This is a genomic window from Sphingomonas sp. P4_D12 (genome assembly GCF_056401895.1).
In genome coordinates, this window is record NZ_JBFUIL010000005.1 from 453,515 (window position 1) to 469,019 (window position 15,505).

Consider the following 15,505-nt stretch of genomic DNA (forward strand, 5'->3'; position numbering starts at 1 on the left):
CGCCCTCCCGCCTGCCGCCGGCGATCCCGGCCTCCGCCGGGATGACGGTGATCCGTCATGACCACCCCAACCTACCGCCCTGACGCGCTCATCGCCGAGGACATCGACTCCTATCTCGCACAGCATCAGCGCAAGACGCTGCTGCGCTTCATTACCTGTGGCTCGGTCGATGACGGCAAGTCCACGCTGATCGGACGGCTGCTCTACGACAGCCGGATGATCTTCGACGATCAGCTCGCCCAGCTCGAGGCCGACAGCAAGCGGGTCGGCACGCAGGGGCAGGAGATCGATTTCGCCCTCCTCGTCGACGGGCTTGCCGCCGAGCGCGAACAGGGCATCACGATCGACGTCGCCTATCGCTTCTTCGCGACCGAAAAACGCAAGTTCATCGTCGCCGATACGCCGGGCCACGAGCAATATACCCGCAACATGGTCACCGGCGCGTCGACCGCCGACCTCGCGGTGATCCTGATCGACGCGCGCAAGGGCGTCCTCACCCAGACGCGGCGTCATTCGTACCTCGCCCATTTGATCGGCATCCGCCACATCGTGCTGGCGGTGAACAAGATGGATTTGGTGGGCTACGACCAGGCCACTTACGACTCGATCGTCGCCGATTACGCAGCATTCGCCAAGAGCATCGGCATCGAGCAATTCACGGCGATCCCGATCTCGGGATTCAAGGGAGACAACGTCACCGCGCTGTCGGGCAATACGCCCTGGTATGTCGGCCCGACGTTGATCGAGTATCTCGAGACCGTCGAACTCGACAGCGAGACCGACCGCGCCAAACCGTTCCGCATGGCGGTGCAATGGGTCAACCGTCCCAATCTCGATTTCCGCGGCTTTGCCGGATTGATCTCCGAAGGGACGATCGCGCCGGGCGATGCGGTACGAATCCTGCCGTCGGGCAAGACCACCCGGGTCGAGCGCATCGTGACCTTGGATGGTGATCTCGACGTCGCGGTCGCTGGCCAGTCGGTCACCCTGACGCTGGCTGACGAGGTCGATTGCTCGCGCGGTGACGTGATCGCCGCAGCCGATTCCCCGCCCCAAGCGGCCGACCAGTTCGAAGCGACGATCGTGTGGATGGCCGACGAGGAACTGCTCCCCGGGCGCGGTTATTGGCTCAAGCTCGGCACGCAGACCGTCAGCGCGCAGATCCACCAGCCGAAATATCAGGTCAACGTCAACACGCTCGAGCAGATCGCGACCAAGACGCTCGATCTCAACGCGATCGGCGTCGCCAATCTGGTCACCGACAAGCCGTTGGTGTTCGAGCCCTATGCCGCCAGCCGCGATCTCGGCGGGTTCATCCTGGTCGACAAGCTGACCAACGCCACCATTGCCGCGGGTATGCTGCACTTCGCGTTGCGTCGCGCGCGCGACGTCCATTGGCAGTCGATCGACATCGGCCGCGCCGCGCACGCGCAGCAGAAGGGTCAAGAGCCCAAGGTGCTGTGGTTCACCGGCCTGTCGGGTTCGGGCAAGTCGACCATTGCCAATCTGGTCGAGAAGAAGCTCTATGCGCTCGGACGCCACTCCTATCTGCTCGACGGCGACAATGTCCGCCACGGGCTCAACAAGGATCTGGGCTTCACCGATGCCGACCGCATCGAGAATATCCGCCGGGTCGGCGAGGTGGCCAAATTGATGACCGATGCCGGGCTGATCGTCCTGACCGCCTTCATCTCGCCGTTCCGCGCCGAGCGCGATATCGTACGCGCGATGCTGCCCGAAGGCGATTTCGTCGAGATCTTCGTCGACACACCGATCGAGGTCGCCGAAGCGCGCGACGTCAAGGGGCTCTACAAGAAGGCGCGCTCGGGCGAGATCCGCAACTTCACCGGCATTTCGAGTCCCTATGAACGCCCCGAGCGGCCCGATATCCGGGTCGACACGACGCGCGAAACGCCCGAAGCGGCGGCCGAGCGCATCGTCGAGCATATCATGGGCGTGTGGAGCCCCGACCTGTGAGCTGGACCCAGGCCGACGCCGATTTCGCGGCGGAGATTGCCGCGGCGGCAGGCAAATTGCTGCAGGAAGTCCGCGCCTCACGCACTTGGGATGCCAAGGAACTGGGCAAGGTTGGCGACGCCGCCGCCAATGAATTACTGTGCCACGCCATCGGCACCGAGCGGCCCGACGACGGCCTGTTGTCGGAAGAGCGCAAATGCGACGGCAGCCGCCTGGCGAAGTCGCGGACCTGGATCATCGATCCGGTCGACGGCACGCGCGAATATGGCGAGGAACGCGACGATTGGGCGGTCCATGTCGCCCTCTGCATCGATGGACGGCCCGAGCTGGGCGCGGTCGCGCTGCCCGACGCCGGTCTGGTGCTGCGCTCGGACGCTCCCCCTGCCCTGCAGCCGCTCAACGACCCGCCGCGCATGGTAGTCAGCCGCACGCGCCCGGCGCCCGAGGCGATCGCAGTCGCCGAAGCGATCGGCGCCGAATTGGTGCCGATGGGATCGGCCGGCGCCAAGGCGATGGCGGTCGTCCGCGGCCTCGCCGATATCTACCTTCATTCCGGCGGGCAGCATGAATGGGACAATGCCGCGCCGGTCGCGGTTGCCCTCGCCGCCGGCCTGCACGCGACGCGGCTCGACGGATCACCCTTCGTCTATAATTGCGCCGAGACCTGGGTCCCCGATCTGCTGATCTGCCGCAAGGAGTTGCTCGCCCAGGTGACAGACGCGTTGCGTGCGACGGCCGTGGCCGGCTGATCGAAACTTCCGCATCTCAAGCAGAGACCGCTCTTCAGCGACGATTTGTCTCGCTTGGGCTAGCCAGTATAGTGGCGCCATGACCGTCGACCCCGCCCGCCAGACGCCACGCTTCGCGCGGCGCCGCGGCGAGATTCTCGACGTCGCCTCGAACCTCATCAATGTACACGGCACGCGTGGCATGACGCTGACCGCGGTCGCCAAGGCACTCGGGCTCGATACGTCGAGCGTGACCTATTATTTCAAACGCAAGGACGTGCTGGCGGCGGCCTGTCTGGAGCGCACCTTGCTTCGCCTGCGCGACAGCGCGGCGGCGGCCGCGCACGGGCCCGATCCCCGCTCGCGCGCCCGCGCTTTCCTGCACGACCAGTTCGAACTGCATCTTCGCCAGCGGTTACCGGGCGCGACGAAACTGGCGCTGCTGTCCGATATGCGTGCGCTCGACCCCGACACGCGCGGGCCGCTCGATGCGCTCTACACCGACATGGCGCGGCTAGTGCGTGGCTTTTTCGACGCCGGCGATGCGCCCGAGGCGGAATCGCGCACACTCATTGCCAGCTCGATCCTGATCCACAATGTGCATTGGCTGCCGGCCTGGCTGCCGCATTATCTCGAACGCGACCTCGATCGCGCCGAGGCGCGGTTGTTCGACATCCTCGATCGCGGTCTTGCCGCCGCCCGCGACTGGCCAGTCGACATCGCCCCGCTCGATCCGCCGGACGGCGGTGACGCGCAGACGCGCTTCCTCCATGCCGCCACCAATTTGATCAATCGCGAAGGCTATGTCGGCGCGAGCGTCGAAAAGATCGCCGCCGAGCTCGGCGTGTCGACCGGCAGCTTCTATCATCACCTGGAGAACAAGGACGATCTGGTCGTCGCCTGTTTCGACCGCAGCTATGCGTTGCTCGATGCGGCCCAGGCGCGCGCCGACGCGTCCGGCAGCGACGAAGGCGAGCGGCTGGCGATCATGGTGTCGAGCCTTGTCGCGCTGCAATTCGCCGCCGACAGTCCGTTGCTGCGCACCAGCGCCTACCAAGCGTTGCCGATCGACCTGCGCGAACAGATGTTGCAGCGGACCGACCGCGTCACGCGGCACATCGCCGGCACTATCGCCGACGGCGTCGCCGACGGATCGGTTCGCGCGGTCGATCCGGAGATTGCCGGCCATGCGATCATGGCCGCGATCGACGCCGCCGCATCGTTGCGGCGTTGGGCGGGACAGCACCCGCTGGGCGATGCCGTCGCGCAATTCTCCGCGGCCTTGCGCTCCGGCATCTTCTGATCTTAGTCGCCTCGCGAGGAGAACCAGGTGCCCATCTACGAACTCGACGGGAAAGTCCCGGTCATCGGCAGCGGCGTGTGGATCGCCCCCGACGCGCATGTCATCGGCGAGGTCGTGCTGGGCGACAATGTCGGCGTGTGGTTCGGCACAGTGATCCGCGGCGACACCTCCCTGATCACCGTCGGCAGCGGTACCAACGTCCAGGATGGGACGATGCTGCATTCCGATTATGGCGTGCCGCTGACGATCGGTGAGGATTGCACGATCGGCCATCACGCGATTCTGCACGGCTGCACCGTCGGCAATCGAGTCCTGGTCGGCATGGGAGCGACAGTCCTCAACCAGGCGGTGATCGGCGACGAATCTGTGATTGGCGCCAACGCCTTGATCACCGAGGGCAAGACGTTCGAGACAGGCAGCCTGATCGTCGGCTCGCCGGCGCGCGCGACCAAGACGCTCGACCCCGGCAAGCGCGCGTTCCTGAAGGCGTCGGCGGAGCATTACATCGCCAATGCACATCGTTTCGCGAAAGGGCTGAAGCGGATCGACTGATCCGCACCAGACTCCGGAGTCCCAATCGTCACCCCCGCCTTGTGCCCGTTCGAGTTTTGGCTTGCCCCCGGCAAGCCAAGATCGTGTCCGGGGGACAGGATCTCGCTCGAACGCCAACCCTCCACAACGGAATCCAGCCGCCGTTGCGCGTTGGATGCCGGGACAAGCCCGGCATGATGATCGTGGCTTAGATTAGCCCCTCAGTTCCCCTTCGCCGCCCAGGCCATCACCCCCGCTCGCAGCCGATCCGCCGCAGCCTTGCGCACGGCGATCGTCGCCAGCGCGCGCTTGGCGCCACCGCGCGATGCCGCCGGCAGGTTCTTCTCGGCATAAGCGGTGATCTTGCCCGGCATCGCCGGATCGTTCGACCCCGCTCCCAGGCGGACGATATAGCCCGCGCGCGTGCTCGCTTCGAGGAAGCCGTTGACCATGTCGGCGTTGGCGACGGCATAGTCGAACGCCAAATCGGGATTCCCGCCCGCCACCGCGCCCAGGATCACCGGCTTTTGCTGCGCGGTCAGCACGTCGGTCTTGAGTAGGTCGAGCGCCTTCTGCGCCAGCGCAGGATCACGCGTCGCCCCGAGCAGGCGGACATATTCGTTCTTCACGACTGGATTCGTCTCCGCTTTGGTCAGCGCGAGCAGCGCGTCCCAATCGGCCGGCGTCGCATTGCGGGCGAAGGTGGCGAGGATCGGCGCGCGGATCGCCGGCGGGATCGCCGAGCTGTCGGTGCGGAGTTTGGCGAAATAGGCGCGGGCCCGACTCAGCACGTCCGGGTCGCCGGCCGCCCCGAGGCGCCCGACCAGATCCTCGCGCAAATTGGCTACCAGCGGCGACTCGCCGGCCTTGGCCTGGTAACCGATCGACGCGAGCACCGGATCGAGCCGCCTGATCGTCAGCGCGTTGACCTGATCGCGGAGCGGGCTGCCCTCATAGAGGCCGGACAGCGAACCCAGCTCGGCCGAGAGCAGCGACCATTCGAGCGGGCTGGCATCGTTCGGCACCGCGGCAAACGTCGCCGCCCAGGCCGAGAAATCCTGATCGCCCGATCGCGCCAGCGCGAAATCGTCGCCCAACGTTCCCAGCCGATCGGCGAGCGCCAGCTTGGCGTAGTCAGCTACCAGCGCCGCATGGGCGTCGCCCGCATAGCGCGCGCGCAAATAGCTGCCCTTGCCGACGTTGAGTACCACCGGGCCGCAGCCCGGCATGGTGACGTTGGTCGACGCACCGGTCGCGATCGCCCGTACCGGCTCGCCGCCGACCGTCCCGACCCGCAACGGCACACGCCAGGTCGTCGCCGCCTTGGAGGCATCATCGAGCCCGAACCGCCCCTGCGCCAGTGCCGCGACAGTCTGGCCGTTGACGCACTTGCTCGACGCGAGCGTCACCATCGGCACGCCGCCCTGCAAGGTGAAATCGTGCGCACTATCCTTGATCTTGACGCCCGACGCCGCTTCCAGCTCGTCCCACAACATATCGGTCGAGGTGTTGCCGTATTTGTATTTCGCCATGTAGCGGCGGATGCCGTCGCGGAACTTGTCCGGACCCAGCACCGACTCGATCATCGTTATGACCGCCTGGCCCTTTTGATAGGTGATGCCGTCGAACGCTTCGCCAATCTGATCGACGGTTTCGACATGACGGATGATCGGGTGCGTCGCGCTGGTCGCGTCAGTCCCGATTGCGCCTTCGCGGTCGAACGCTACCGCCGATTCGCGGGCGAACCAGTCGGGATTGAGGTCACCTGAGGTCTTGTTCTCCATCCACGAGGCGAAGCCCTCGTTGAGCCACAGATCGTCCCACCAGCTCATCGTGACCAGGTCGCCGAACCATTGGTGCGCCATTTCATGCGCGACCACGGCGAAGATGCGCTGCTTGTCGCTCTCGGTCGCCCGCTTCGGGTCGAACAGGAGCTCCGGCTCGAAATAGAAGATCGCGCCCCAATTCTCCATCGCACCGAAGAATTGCGACGAGCCCGGACCAGCGATCATGTCAAGCTTGGGCAGCGGATAAGGCTGGCCGAAATAGTCGTTATAATAGGTCAGGAGGCGCTTGGCCGAGGCAAGCGCGTAATCGCCTTGGTCTTTCACCCCCTTGCGCGTGATGACGCCGATCTCGGTCTTGCCGGCCATCACGGTCTTGCGCTCCATGTCCCCCATGCCGAGGAACAGGAGGTAGCTCGACATGATCGGGCTCTGCCGGAAGCTATAGAGTTGGGTGCCGTCGGGACGGTTGGTCATGGTGGCGGGCATGTTGGAGAAAGCGAGCTGGCCCTTGGGCGCCACCGCCGAGAGCTTGAACTTGGCCTTGAAGCTGGGCTCGTCCCACATCGGCGCGAAGCGGCGCGCATCGGGCGCCTCGAACTGGGTCGCGAGCATCCGCGCCTTCGACCCGTCGTCATTGGTGTAATCGATCGCGAAAAAGCCGGCGGCCGATTCGTTGATCTTGCCGGTCCAGGCGAAGGTGATGACATGGTTGCCGAGCTTGGCCGGCGCCGGGAGCCTCAGGGTCAATTGCTGCGCATCGTTGTCGAGCTTGAATGGCACCGCCTTGCCGTCGATCGTCGCGCGGCTGATCGTCATGTCGGCGGCATTGAGGATGATCGTGCTGGTCGCCTTCTTCACCGTGACGTTGACCGTCTCGGTGCCGGTGAAGATCATCTTCTGCGCGTCGGGATCGACTTTGATGTCGTAGGACACCGGCACGACGTCTGTCGGCAGCCGCGCTGCGGCGAGCGCCGGCGTGGAGACGGTGGCGAGCAGCAGCGCGGTAGTGACGGCGATCTTCATGCGATTCTTGGACCTTGGTGATATGGTGTATTGTTTGGCCATAACGCGGTGCGTGCGAATGGCAAATGGATCGATTCGGCCAGATTCGCCCATTCCGTACCGTCAATTCGAAAATTTTTCCGGGCTGCTGGACTGTGGTTTCGGTTGCGCTATGAAACCGGCATGAGGACGCCGATATTCGATCGCCTGCGCCTGCCCGTGATCGGGTCGCCGCTGTTCATCATCTCCGGACCCGATTTGGTAATCGCCCAGTGCAAGGCGGGAATCGTCGGGTCCTTTCCGGCCTTGAACGCGCGGCCGCAGACCCTGCTCGACGAATGGCTGCATCGGATCACCGAGGAACTCGCGGCGTGGAATCGGGACAATCCCGATCGCCCCGCCGCCCCCTTCGCCGTCAATCAGATCGTCCACAAGTCGAACGACCGGCTGGAAGGCGACCTCGCCATCTGCGCGAAATGGCAAGTGCCGATCACCATCACGTCGCTCGGCGCGCGCGAGGAACTCAATCAGGCCGTGCACGCTTGGGGCGGGATCACTCTTCATGACATTATCGACGACCGCTTCGCGCGCAAGGCGATCGAAAAGGGCGCCGACGGGCTGATCGCGGTCGCGGCGGGCGCCGGTGGCCATGCCGGACGCTTGTCGCCTTTCGCGATCACCCAGGAAATCCGGCAATGGTTCGATGGCCCGCTGGTCCTGTCGGGCGCGATCGCGACCGGCGGCGCGGTGCTTGCCGCCCAGGCGATGGGTGCCGACCTCGCCTATATCGGCTCGCCTTTCATCGCGACCGACGAAGCCAATGCCGTCGAGGCCTACAAACGGGGCATCGTCGAGAGCAAGGCGGCGGACATCGTCTATTCGAACCTGTTCACCGGCGTGCACGGCAATTATCTGCGCGGCTCGATCGTCGCGGCGGGCATGGATCCCGACAATCTGCCGGAGGGCGATCTCAGCACGATGAACTTCGGCGGCAATCGCGAGGCAAAGGCCTGGAAGGACATCTGGGGATCGGGCCAGGGCATCGGCGTGATCGACAAGATCGAGTCGGTAGCGGCGCGCGTCGATCGGCTGGAAGCCGAGTATAAGGCAGCGAAGGCGCGGATCGCGGCGCTGTAACCCTCACATAGTGCGACGGGCGATGACGACCTTCTAAAACGCCATTGCCAGACGGGCCTGCATCCACTGCACCGGGCTATCGGCGGGCAACGAGTCGGCCTGCGCGCCGTCCAGACGCGCGACGCGACGATGGAGATCGATGCTGGCGGTAATCAACGCGCGCGCATCGGCCGGCATCTGCTCGATCACCCCGCGGTCGGTGATCGGCGCATCGCCAAGACGCCGTGCGGGATCGAGCGCGTCGCGTGGCGACAATTCCCCCGAATCGACCGCGCGCTGGGTCAGCAGCCAGGCGATGACGTGCATCAGCCGCGTCGTCACCTTGAGCGATTCGCACGAGAAGGTGACGCGGCCGAGCGGATCCAGCGCCTCGCGCTCGACGCGCGCGCCCTGGTCGAAATAGCCGCGCGCCTCGTCCGCCAGCACCATCGCCTCGACGTAGAGCGAGTCGATCATTTTGCGATGGATGCGCAGTTCGGTGACTTCACCTGTCATGCGCAACACGATTGCCACAAACGACGGTTCCCGCAAGCGGCGAAAGGACCACCGCGTCCCAAATTCGATCAGGGCCGGATTCGATCACGCGATGATGTCGGGAATCAACTGGTTCTCCAGCGCGGTAACCTCATCCTTCAACAACAGCTTGCGCTTCTTCAGCCGGGCAATCTGGAGCTGGTCGCTCGACCCCAATACCCGCAACGCCTCGATCGCCGAGTCGAGGTCGCGATGCTCGGTCCTGAGGGCGTCCAGCCGTTTGTGGATCTGCGCTTCGTCCATCGCTCTCCGCGTCCCTTGGGCCCTCGAAGACCGATCTGTCGCCAAAACGATGCGCCGCGTCGAATCGAAAGTGAAATCGATGGCGACAAATCGCGCGACTCGTGTTCTATTGGTCCACCCACCTTGATGAAGGAGGTCGCTCCCATGCAGAACTCGCACCTTTCAGCTCTTGAGGCGAAGCATTTGGTGTTGGACCGGCAGATCACAGCCGAAAGCCAGCGCCCAGCGCCCGACACCCGCATCCTCGCGAATCTCAAGAAGCAGAAATTGCGTGTGAAGGAAGCAATCGCGGCGATCTGATCCCGCGTGCACCGGGGCCCGGGTGCGATGCGCCCGGGTCGTCCCGTCAGAATAGCGGCTTGATCGGCTTGTCCTTGACCGGACCCGAGTTGGCTACGACCGGCTTGCGCGCGGCCTGAGGATCGATCGGGTGATCGAATGCCACGCCGGCGCGGCCAGCCGCGATCCAGGCGATGCGGCCATTGACCCAACCGACGCCGCGCACCTCTATCTCGACCATCGTACCGATATCGATCGGCTTGGGCACGTCGGCCATCAGTCCGCCGGATGACAGGTTACGGACGCGCACCTGCGTGGTTTCAGTCGAGCCTTCGATGCGAAACCGCGCCACCAGCAACAGACTGTCGCGCGCGTCGTTACGCTGTGCCACCGCGTCTTCGGCGCCGCCGTCGGTTAAGGGATCGTGCGAAACGTGGTCCATATGCCTGCCAAAAACGCGTCCATGCCGCCCGCGAACGCTTAGGCCGAAAGATTATCGAAAGCGTTAAACCGCGGGCCCAACGAAAAATCCGATCCAGAACGGATCGGATCAATCCTCGCGCGACACTTTCTCGTTGCGCTCGTGACGCTCCTGCGCCTCGACGGTCATCGTCGCGATCGGTCGCGCCTCGAGCCGGCCGAGCGAGATCGGTTCGCCGGTGACTTCGCAATAGCCGTATTCGCCTTCATCGAGCCGGCGCAGCGCGGCATCGATCTTGGAGATCAACTTGCGCTGGCGATCGCGCGTGCGCAATTCGATCGACCAGTCGGTCTCGCTCGATGCGCGGTCGGTTAGATCCGCCTCGCGCAGCGGCTCGACCTGAAGCTGCGACAGGGTCGTTTCCGCTTCCTTGAGGATCGCTTCCTTCCAGCGCAGCAGCTTGTCGCGGAAATATTCCTGCTGACGCGGATTCATAAAAGGTTCGTCAGGGCTCGGCCGATAGCCGTCGCCATCGTTGGCCGGTACGCTGAAACTGGAATCATCCATGCGATTCAAAGCCGTTGCCATCCCCACTCTCCGTTTGGCCCTTGGAACACTGTTCCCGTGCGCCTGTCGGACCCCTAATGACGAGCGGGCCTATAGCGGCGTGGAAGCGGCTCCACAAGCGATTGGCGACAAACAAAAAGCCCGTCGCGTCCGCGGCACGATAATGGGGAGTTGATGACGACGGCGTGAACCGCCGCTTCACCCTTTGGTCACAGGTCGAGACCCTGGATCGGACGAAGAAGTTAACCCAGGTCGTATCACAATGACACGTTAACCATAACCGCACCCCCATCGATCGATATAAAGATCAAATCGGGCGACTATAATTGGTTAACGGAATTGCGCTTAATTCTTTGTTTTGCACTATCGCACTAGCAGCGAAGTAACTGCGAGAATCACCACCGTCTCTGTGGGGTCAGCGACGGTTAGAGAGAAAGTAGACGCGATGTCTGTCCGGATGGCGATGGCTAAACTATGCGCCTGCGCATGCGGGGGCGCCATTATCGGCGGCGGTGCGGTCAAAGTGGCCGACGGCGCCAAGGCTCGTCCCGTTTATGCCAAGACGTACAAGCGACATGTCGTGCGGGCCCGGGTAGCGAGCGCCGCCCGATCGCGCGTTCGCAAGGTGGTGACGACCACGACGACCTGCCCACCCGCGATCGTGACGGTCGCCGGCGGCGCTCCGTTGCCGATGCCGCCTGCCTTCACCGGCTCGAGCGGCGGTGTGCCGATCGTCGGCGGAAGCGGTGGCGGCTGGGGCGGCGGCGGTGGCGGATTCTTCGCCGGCGGCTTTGGTGGCGGTGGCGGTGGCAGCGGCGGGATCGCGATCTCGTCGACCTCGTCCAGCTCGGGCGGTTCGTCCTCGACCTCTTCCTCAACCGGCGGCTTCTCGTCGGGCAGCACCTCCTCTACCTCGTCGGGTAACGTCTCCTCGTCGTCGTCGGGCGACGTGTCGTCCTCAACCTCATCTTCGGGTGACGTCTCGTCCTCCTCGTCGACCTCGAGTTCCTCTAACGGCTCGTCGTCTTCGACGTCTTCATCCTCGAACGGATCGAGCTCGTCCAACTCGTCCGCCAGCTCGGGCTCTTCCTCCACGTCTGGCTCCTCGTCGACCTCGTCGTCGAGCTACGGCTCGTCGTCCAGGGGCTGGAGTTCGAACGGCGGCTGGTCGTCGAACGGCGGCTGGAGCTCGACCGGTGGCCACGGTTCCTCGACCGGATCGACCGGCGGCACGCCTGCTCCGGTGCCGGCGCCGCCGATGATCCTGTTGTTCGGCGGTGCCGCGGCCGCAATGGTCGCGCGCAAGCGCCTGACGAAGAAGAAGACCGAGACGATCGCGGCCTAAGCCGCGCTCAAGGCTTTCTCGATTTCGGGAATGGGATGGCCGGTGAGGTTCTTTGGGACTTCGCCGGCCAATCTGTTGGCGACCTCGACATGATAATGTTTGCGCAGCTCGCCCAGCGTGTGCGGCGGCGCGGCGATGATGAGCGATTCGAATTCGTTGGCGAGCGCGCGTTCCTTGAGCATCGCCCCGACATCGGCGGCGAAGCGATCCTCTTCCTGCTGGTGAAAATCGACTTCCTGCATCGAACTGCGCGCCGATCCGATCGAGCTGGCGGTGCTGCCCGGCGCGTCGCTTTTCTGGTCGCGATCGGCGGGATTGATCCGGTCCTGGGCATGTTCGACCACCAGATTGGGGTGCACGCCATCGCCCTCATTGCGCAGGAACAGCGCCTTGCGCCCATCGGCGACGACGACGAGGGTATTGTGACGAAGCTGCATGATGTTCTCCTCGGGTTTGGGAGTTGAACGCCGCAGTACGCCACCGGGTTGCGCGCCTCGTCCCGCCCCGCCATAGCCTCGCCGCTATGCATGACATCCGCCTGATCCGCGACAATCCCGAAGCTTTCGATGCAGGGCTGGCCCGTCGCGGCCTGTCACCGATGGCATCGGACCTGCTCGCGTTGGACGAAAAGCGCCGCGCTGTGATCACCGAATTGCAGGCCGGCCAGACTCGCCGCAACGAGGCGTCGAAGGCGATCGGCGCGGCCAAGGCGGCCAAGGACGAAGCGACCGCGGGCGCGCTGATGGCGGAGGTCGCTACCCTCAAGACGCGGCTGCTCGAGTTGGAGGAAGAGGAACGGACCACCGAGGCGGCGCTGAATGAGGCGCTGGCCGCGATCCCCAATCTGCCGCTCGACGACGTGCCCGCCGGCGCGGATGAAGATGATAACCAATTGATGCACGAGCGTGGCACCAAGCCCGTTTTCGCGTTCGAAATTCGCGAGCACGACGCCATCGGCCCGGCGCTCGGACTGGACTTCGAAACCGGCGTGGCGCTTGCCGGCGCGCGCTTCACTTTGGTTCGTGGCGCCGCGGCGCGACTCAACCGCGCGCTCGGCCAGTTTGGGCTCGACGTGCTGACCAAACACCATGGATATGAGGAAGTCGTGCCGCCGCTGCTCGTGCGCAGCGAGGCGATGTTCGGTACCGGGCAATTGCCCAAGTTCGCCGAGGACCTGTTTCAGACCACCGATGGTCGCTGGCTGATACCCACCTCCGAAGTGTCCTTGACCAATATCGTGCGCGAACAAATCCTGGCCGGCGCCGAGCTGCCGCTGCGCTTCACCGCCCTGACGCCCTGCTTCCGCTCGGAGGCAGGCGCCGCCGGACGCGACACGCGCGGCTTCATCCGCCAGCACCAATTCGAAAAGGCCGAGATGGTCTCGATCGTGCCGCCCGATCAGTCGGAAGCCGAGCATGAGCGGATGACCGCCGCCGCGGAAGACGTGCTGACCCGGCTCGGCCTGCCTTTCCGTCGGATGAAGCTGTGCACCGGCGACATGGGTTTTTCCGCGGCCCGCACCTACGATCTCGAAGTCTGGCTGCCGGGCCAGGGGCGCTATCGCGAGATTTCGAGCTGCTCGACCTGCACCGATTTCCAGGCGCGGCGGATGAACGCGCGCTTCCGTGGCGAGGATGGTAAGCCGGCGTTCGTCCATACGCTCAATGGCTCGGGGCTGGTCGTGGGCCGAATGATGGTCGCGATCCTGGAAAATTATCAGCAGGAAGACCGCGCGGTGGCGATCCCTGATGCGCTGCAACCGTATCTCGGTGGGTTGAACCGGCTCGAGCCCAAGGCGTGAGAATCCTTCTCACCAATGACGACGGCTATCACGCGCCCGGTCTTGCCGTGCTCGAACGTCTGGCGCGGTGCTTTTCCGACGACATCACCATCGTGGCGCCGGCCGAGGAGCAATCGGGCAAGGGTCGCTCGCTCACACTGACCGAACCGCTGCGGGTCAAGCGGTTCGACGATAAGCGCTACGCCGTCGGCGGAACGCCGACCGATGCGGTAATGTTCGCGCTGGCCAATGTCATGCGCGACGCCAAGCCCGATCTGATCCTGTCGGGAGTCAATCGCGGCGCCAATCTGGGCGAGGACGTATTCTATTCGGGCACGATCGGCGCGGCGATGGAAGGCGCGCTCGCCGGCATCCGCTCGATCGCGATCAGCCAGCGTTATGGTGCCGAAGCGCCCGGCCACGACGTTACGTTCGAGACCGCCGAGGCGTGGGGCGAACGCGTGCTGGCGCCGTTGATCGCTGCACCGGTCGATCCGCGCGTCGTGGTCAACGTCAACTTTCCGCCGATTCCGCCCGATGATGTGCAGGGCGTGCGCGTCGTCCATCAGGGATTGCGCGACTATGGCCGCGTCAAGGTGATCGAGCGCACCGACCCGCGCGGGTTCGCTTATTATTGGATGGGCCTGGGCCGCGTCGAGCACACGCCGGCCGCCGATACCGACCTGGAGGCGATCGAGCGCGGCTTCATTACCGTGACGCCGTTACAGATGGACCTGACGCATCGTGATTCATTGGCTATGCTGGAGAAAGCGTATCGATGACGCAGGGGGGGCCCGCGATGCGAATGATCACACTTGTCCTTTTGATATTCGGACTCTCGGGATGCATCCCGCAGACCGATTATGCGCGGCCATCTGACGCGGGGTCGCCGCCCGTCGCAGATTACGACCCGCCGCCGCCGCAGGCCGAAATGACTGCCCCGCCCTCGGCGCCGCCTGCCTGGGAAGCAAAGCCGGTCACACCCGATGCGCGAACGATCGCTGAATCGAGCTATATCGTCCGGCCCGGCGACACGTTGCGCGGCGTTGCCGACAAGACCGGGTCAGGTTCGGAGATCATCGCCAGGGCAAATGCCCTCGAATCGCCCTTCACCATTCGCGCCGGGCAACAATTGCGCATTCCGGGCGGCCGCTACCATCTGGTCCGGCTGGGCGAATCGGGCATCGCGATCGCGCGGGCCTATGGCGTCCGCTGGGCCGACATCGTCGCTGCCAATAACCTGGTCGAACCCTATGTGCTGCGGTCGGGCCGTCGTATCCTGATCCCCGGCGGCACACGGCCGCCCCAAACGCTCGCCGAGCGCGCGGCAGCGTTCAAGATCGACCTTGGCGACATCGCCACTGGCGGCGGCGAGCCCGCCATTCCGGATAACGTCAGGCCGGTTCGCCCCGCTACTTCGGTGACCAGGGCGCTGCCCTCGACTGTCGCGGTGGGCGCGCCCTCGCCGCTCAGCGGGCCTTTCCTCTGGCCGGTCGCGAGCGGCAGGGTCGTCAAGCGGTTCGGCGGCGGCGCGAGCGGGGAGCGTAATGACGGGATAAAGATCGCGGTGCCGCTGGGGACGCCGATCCGGGCCGCGGCCGATGGTGTGGTGATCTACACTACCGACAGCATCGCCGGACTGGGTGGCTTGGTCATGGTCCGCCACGGCAATGGCTGGACCAGCGTCTATGGCCATGCCAGCCGCGTCATAGTGACTCGTGGCCAGGCGGTGAAACGCGGGCAGACGATCGCGCTGTCGGGCGACACCGGCTTCGCCGACCGCCCGGAAGTGCATTTCGAACTCAGGCAAGGCCGTACGCCGGTCGATCCCTTGTCGAAGTTGCCGAGTCGCTAGTGGCGGTGCTACCCGC

17 protein-coding genes are annotated in these 15,505 nt (G+C 64.8%); 9 read left to right on the plus strand and 8 right to left on the minus strand.

What is annotated here, in order from left to right:
- The first annotated feature begins 57 nt into the window (after positions 1–57).
- The 4 genes from cysN (at position 58) to AC1DSD_RS12300 (ending at position 4,560) form a co-directional block, all read left to right on the plus strand.
- Entirely contained in the window at positions 58–1,977 is a 1,920-nt protein-coding gene (gene cysN / locus AC1DSD_RS12285) for a sulfate adenylyltransferase subunit CysN (RefSeq protein WP_478030371.1), read from the plus strand.
- Positions 1,974–2,726, plus strand: coding sequence for a 3'(2'),5'-bisphosphate nucleotidase CysQ (locus tag AC1DSD_RS12290; protein ID WP_478030372.1), 753 nt, complete (start codon positions 1,974–1,976; stop codon positions 2,724–2,726). The genes cysN and AC1DSD_RS12290 overlap by 4 nt, the downstream gene beginning before the upstream one ends.
- 79 nt (positions 2,727–2,805) lie before the next feature.
- Entirely contained in the window at positions 2,806–4,008 is a 1,203-nt protein-coding gene (locus AC1DSD_RS12295) for a TetR/AcrR family transcriptional regulator (protein WP_478030374.1), read from the plus strand.
- 27 nt (positions 4,009–4,035) lie between these two features.
- Positions 4,036–4,560 carry a gamma carbonic anhydrase family protein gene (locus AC1DSD_RS12300; RefSeq protein ID WP_478030376.1) on the plus strand — a complete coding sequence of 175 codons (525 nt, stop codon included), beginning with the start codon at positions 4,036–4,038 and terminating at the stop codon, positions 4,558–4,560.
- Between the two features lie 200 nt (positions 4,561–4,760).
- Here AC1DSD_RS12300 and AC1DSD_RS12305 read toward each other — a convergent pair whose 3' ends face one another.
- On the minus strand, positions 4,761–7,349 hold the full coding sequence (locus tag AC1DSD_RS12305; protein ID WP_478030378.1) for a M1 family metallopeptidase: 2,589 nt from the start codon (positions 7,347–7,349) through the stop codon (positions 4,761–4,763).
- A 162-nt stretch (positions 7,350–7,511) separates the two neighbouring features.
- On the opposite strand from AC1DSD_RS12305, the gene AC1DSD_RS12310 reads away from it, so the two are divergent.
- Positions 7,512–8,465: an NAD(P)H-dependent flavin oxidoreductase gene (locus tag AC1DSD_RS12310; RefSeq protein ID WP_478030380.1), complete on the plus strand. Its 954-nt coding sequence runs from the start codon at positions 7,512–7,514 to the stop codon at positions 8,463–8,465.
- Positions 8,466–8,498: 33 nt separating this feature from the next.
- Here AC1DSD_RS12310 and AC1DSD_RS12315 read toward each other — a convergent pair whose 3' ends face one another.
- Both AC1DSD_RS12315 and AC1DSD_RS12320 read right to left on the minus strand, forming a co-directional pair.
- Positions 8,499–8,960: a DUF1465 family protein gene (locus AC1DSD_RS12315; RefSeq protein ID WP_478030381.1), complete on the minus strand. Its 462-nt coding sequence runs from the start codon at positions 8,958–8,960 to the stop codon at positions 8,499–8,501.
- 84 nt (positions 8,961–9,044) lie between these two features.
- Positions 9,045–9,242 (minus strand): YdcH family protein, encoded by a 198-nt coding sequence (locus tag AC1DSD_RS12320; protein WP_066811480.1) that lies wholly within the window; start codon positions 9,240–9,242, stop codon positions 9,045–9,047.
- A gap of 144 nt (positions 9,243–9,386) precedes the next feature.
- Between AC1DSD_RS12320 and AC1DSD_RS12325 the strand changes: the two genes are divergently transcribed.
- Complete coding sequence (locus tag AC1DSD_RS12325; RefSeq protein ID WP_478030382.1) at positions 9,387–9,542, plus strand: YdcH family protein; 156 nt, start codon at positions 9,387–9,389, stop codon at positions 9,540–9,542.
- A gap of 46 nt (positions 9,543–9,588) precedes the next feature.
- Here AC1DSD_RS12325 and AC1DSD_RS12330 read toward each other — a convergent pair whose 3' ends face one another.
- The 5 genes from AC1DSD_RS12330 to AC1DSD_RS12350 all read right to left on the minus strand — a co-directional run bounded on the left by AC1DSD_RS12330 (position 9,589) and on the right by AC1DSD_RS12350 (position 12,291).
- On the minus strand, positions 9,589–9,963 hold the full coding sequence (locus AC1DSD_RS12330; RefSeq protein WP_478030384.1) for a PilZ domain-containing protein: 375 nt from the start codon (positions 9,961–9,963) through the stop codon (positions 9,589–9,591).
- A 108-nt stretch (positions 9,964–10,071) separates the two neighbouring features.
- On the minus strand, positions 10,072–10,530 hold the full coding sequence (dksA, locus tag AC1DSD_RS12335; protein WP_478030385.1) for an RNA polymerase-binding protein DksA: 459 nt from the start codon (positions 10,528–10,530) through the stop codon (positions 10,072–10,074).
- Between the two features lie 531 nt (positions 10,531–11,061).
- Positions 11,062–11,604 carry a hypothetical protein gene (locus AC1DSD_RS12340; RefSeq protein ID WP_478030386.1) on the minus strand — a complete coding sequence of 181 codons (543 nt, stop codon included), beginning with the start codon at positions 11,602–11,604 and terminating at the stop codon, positions 11,062–11,064.
- A 30-nt stretch (positions 11,605–11,634) separates the two neighbouring features.
- A complete protein-coding gene (locus AC1DSD_RS12345; protein ID WP_478030387.1) occupies positions 11,635–11,814 on the minus strand; it encodes a hypothetical protein in 180 nt (59 codons plus the stop codon).
- A gap of 36 nt (positions 11,815–11,850) precedes the next feature.
- On the minus strand, positions 11,851–12,291 hold the full coding sequence (locus AC1DSD_RS12350) for a host attachment family protein (RefSeq protein WP_478030388.1): 441 nt from the start codon (positions 12,289–12,291) through the stop codon (positions 11,851–11,853).
- 86 nt (positions 12,292–12,377) lie between these two features.
- Here AC1DSD_RS12350 and serS point away from each other — a divergent pair, with 86 nt between their 5' ends.
- The 3 genes from serS to AC1DSD_RS12365 are packed head-to-tail and all read left to right on the plus strand — an operon-like array spanning position 12,378 to position 15,489.
- Positions 12,378–13,655 carry a serine--tRNA ligase gene (gene serS / locus AC1DSD_RS12355; protein WP_478030389.1) on the plus strand — a complete coding sequence of 426 codons (1,278 nt, stop codon included), beginning with the start codon at positions 12,378–12,380 and terminating at the stop codon, positions 13,653–13,655.
- Positions 13,652–14,416 carry a 5'/3'-nucleotidase SurE gene (gene surE, locus AC1DSD_RS12360; RefSeq protein ID WP_478030390.1) on the plus strand — a complete coding sequence of 255 codons (765 nt, stop codon included), beginning with the start codon at positions 13,652–13,654 and terminating at the stop codon, positions 14,414–14,416. Before serS ends, surE begins: the two co-directional genes overlap by 4 nt.
- On the plus strand, positions 14,413–15,489 hold the full coding sequence (locus tag AC1DSD_RS12365; RefSeq protein WP_478030391.1) for a peptidoglycan DD-metalloendopeptidase family protein: 1,077 nt from the start codon (positions 14,413–14,415) through the stop codon (positions 15,487–15,489). Before surE ends, AC1DSD_RS12365 begins: the two co-directional genes overlap by 4 nt.
- Positions 15,490–15,505 lie beyond the last annotated feature (16 nt).

Coding starts and splice junctions, on each gene's coding strand:
- serS (WP_478030389.1), top strand. CDS start 12,378: ATGCATGACATCCGCCTGATCCGCGACAATCCCGAAGCTTTCGATGCA.
- dksA (WP_478030385.1), bottom strand. CDS start 10,530: ATGGCAACGGCTTTGAATCGCATGGATGATTCCAGTTTCAGCGTACCG.
- AC1DSD_RS12330 (WP_478030384.1), bottom strand. CDS start 9,963: ATGGACCACGTTTCGCACGATCCCTTAACCGACGGCGGCGCCGAAGAC.
- AC1DSD_RS12315 (WP_478030381.1), bottom strand. CDS start 8,960: ATGACAGGTGAAGTCACCGAACTGCGCATCCATCGCAAAATGATCGAC.
- AC1DSD_RS12320 (WP_066811480.1), bottom strand. CDS start 9,242: ATGGACGAAGCGCAGATCCACAAACGGCTGGACGCCCTCAGGACCGAG.
- AC1DSD_RS12350 (WP_478030388.1), bottom strand. CDS start 12,291: ATGCAGCTTCGTCACAATACCCTCGTCGTCGTCGCCGATGGGCGCAAG.
- AC1DSD_RS12305 (WP_478030378.1), bottom strand. CDS start 7,349: ATGAAGATCGCCGTCACTACCGCGCTGCTGCTCGCCACCGTCTCCACG.
- AC1DSD_RS12295 (WP_478030374.1), top strand. CDS start 2,806: ATGACCGTCGACCCCGCCCGCCAGACGCCACGCTTCGCGCGGCGCCGC.
- AC1DSD_RS12325 (WP_478030382.1), top strand. CDS start 9,387: ATGCAGAACTCGCACCTTTCAGCTCTTGAGGCGAAGCATTTGGTGTTG.
- cysN (WP_478030371.1), top strand. CDS start 58: ATGACCACCCCAACCTACCGCCCTGACGCGCTCATCGCCGAGGACATC.
- AC1DSD_RS12365 (WP_478030391.1), top strand. CDS start 14,413: ATGACGCAGGGGGGGCCCGCGATGCGAATGATCACACTTGTCCTTTTG.
- AC1DSD_RS12310 (WP_478030380.1), top strand. CDS start 7,512: ATGAGGACGCCGATATTCGATCGCCTGCGCCTGCCCGTGATCGGGTCG.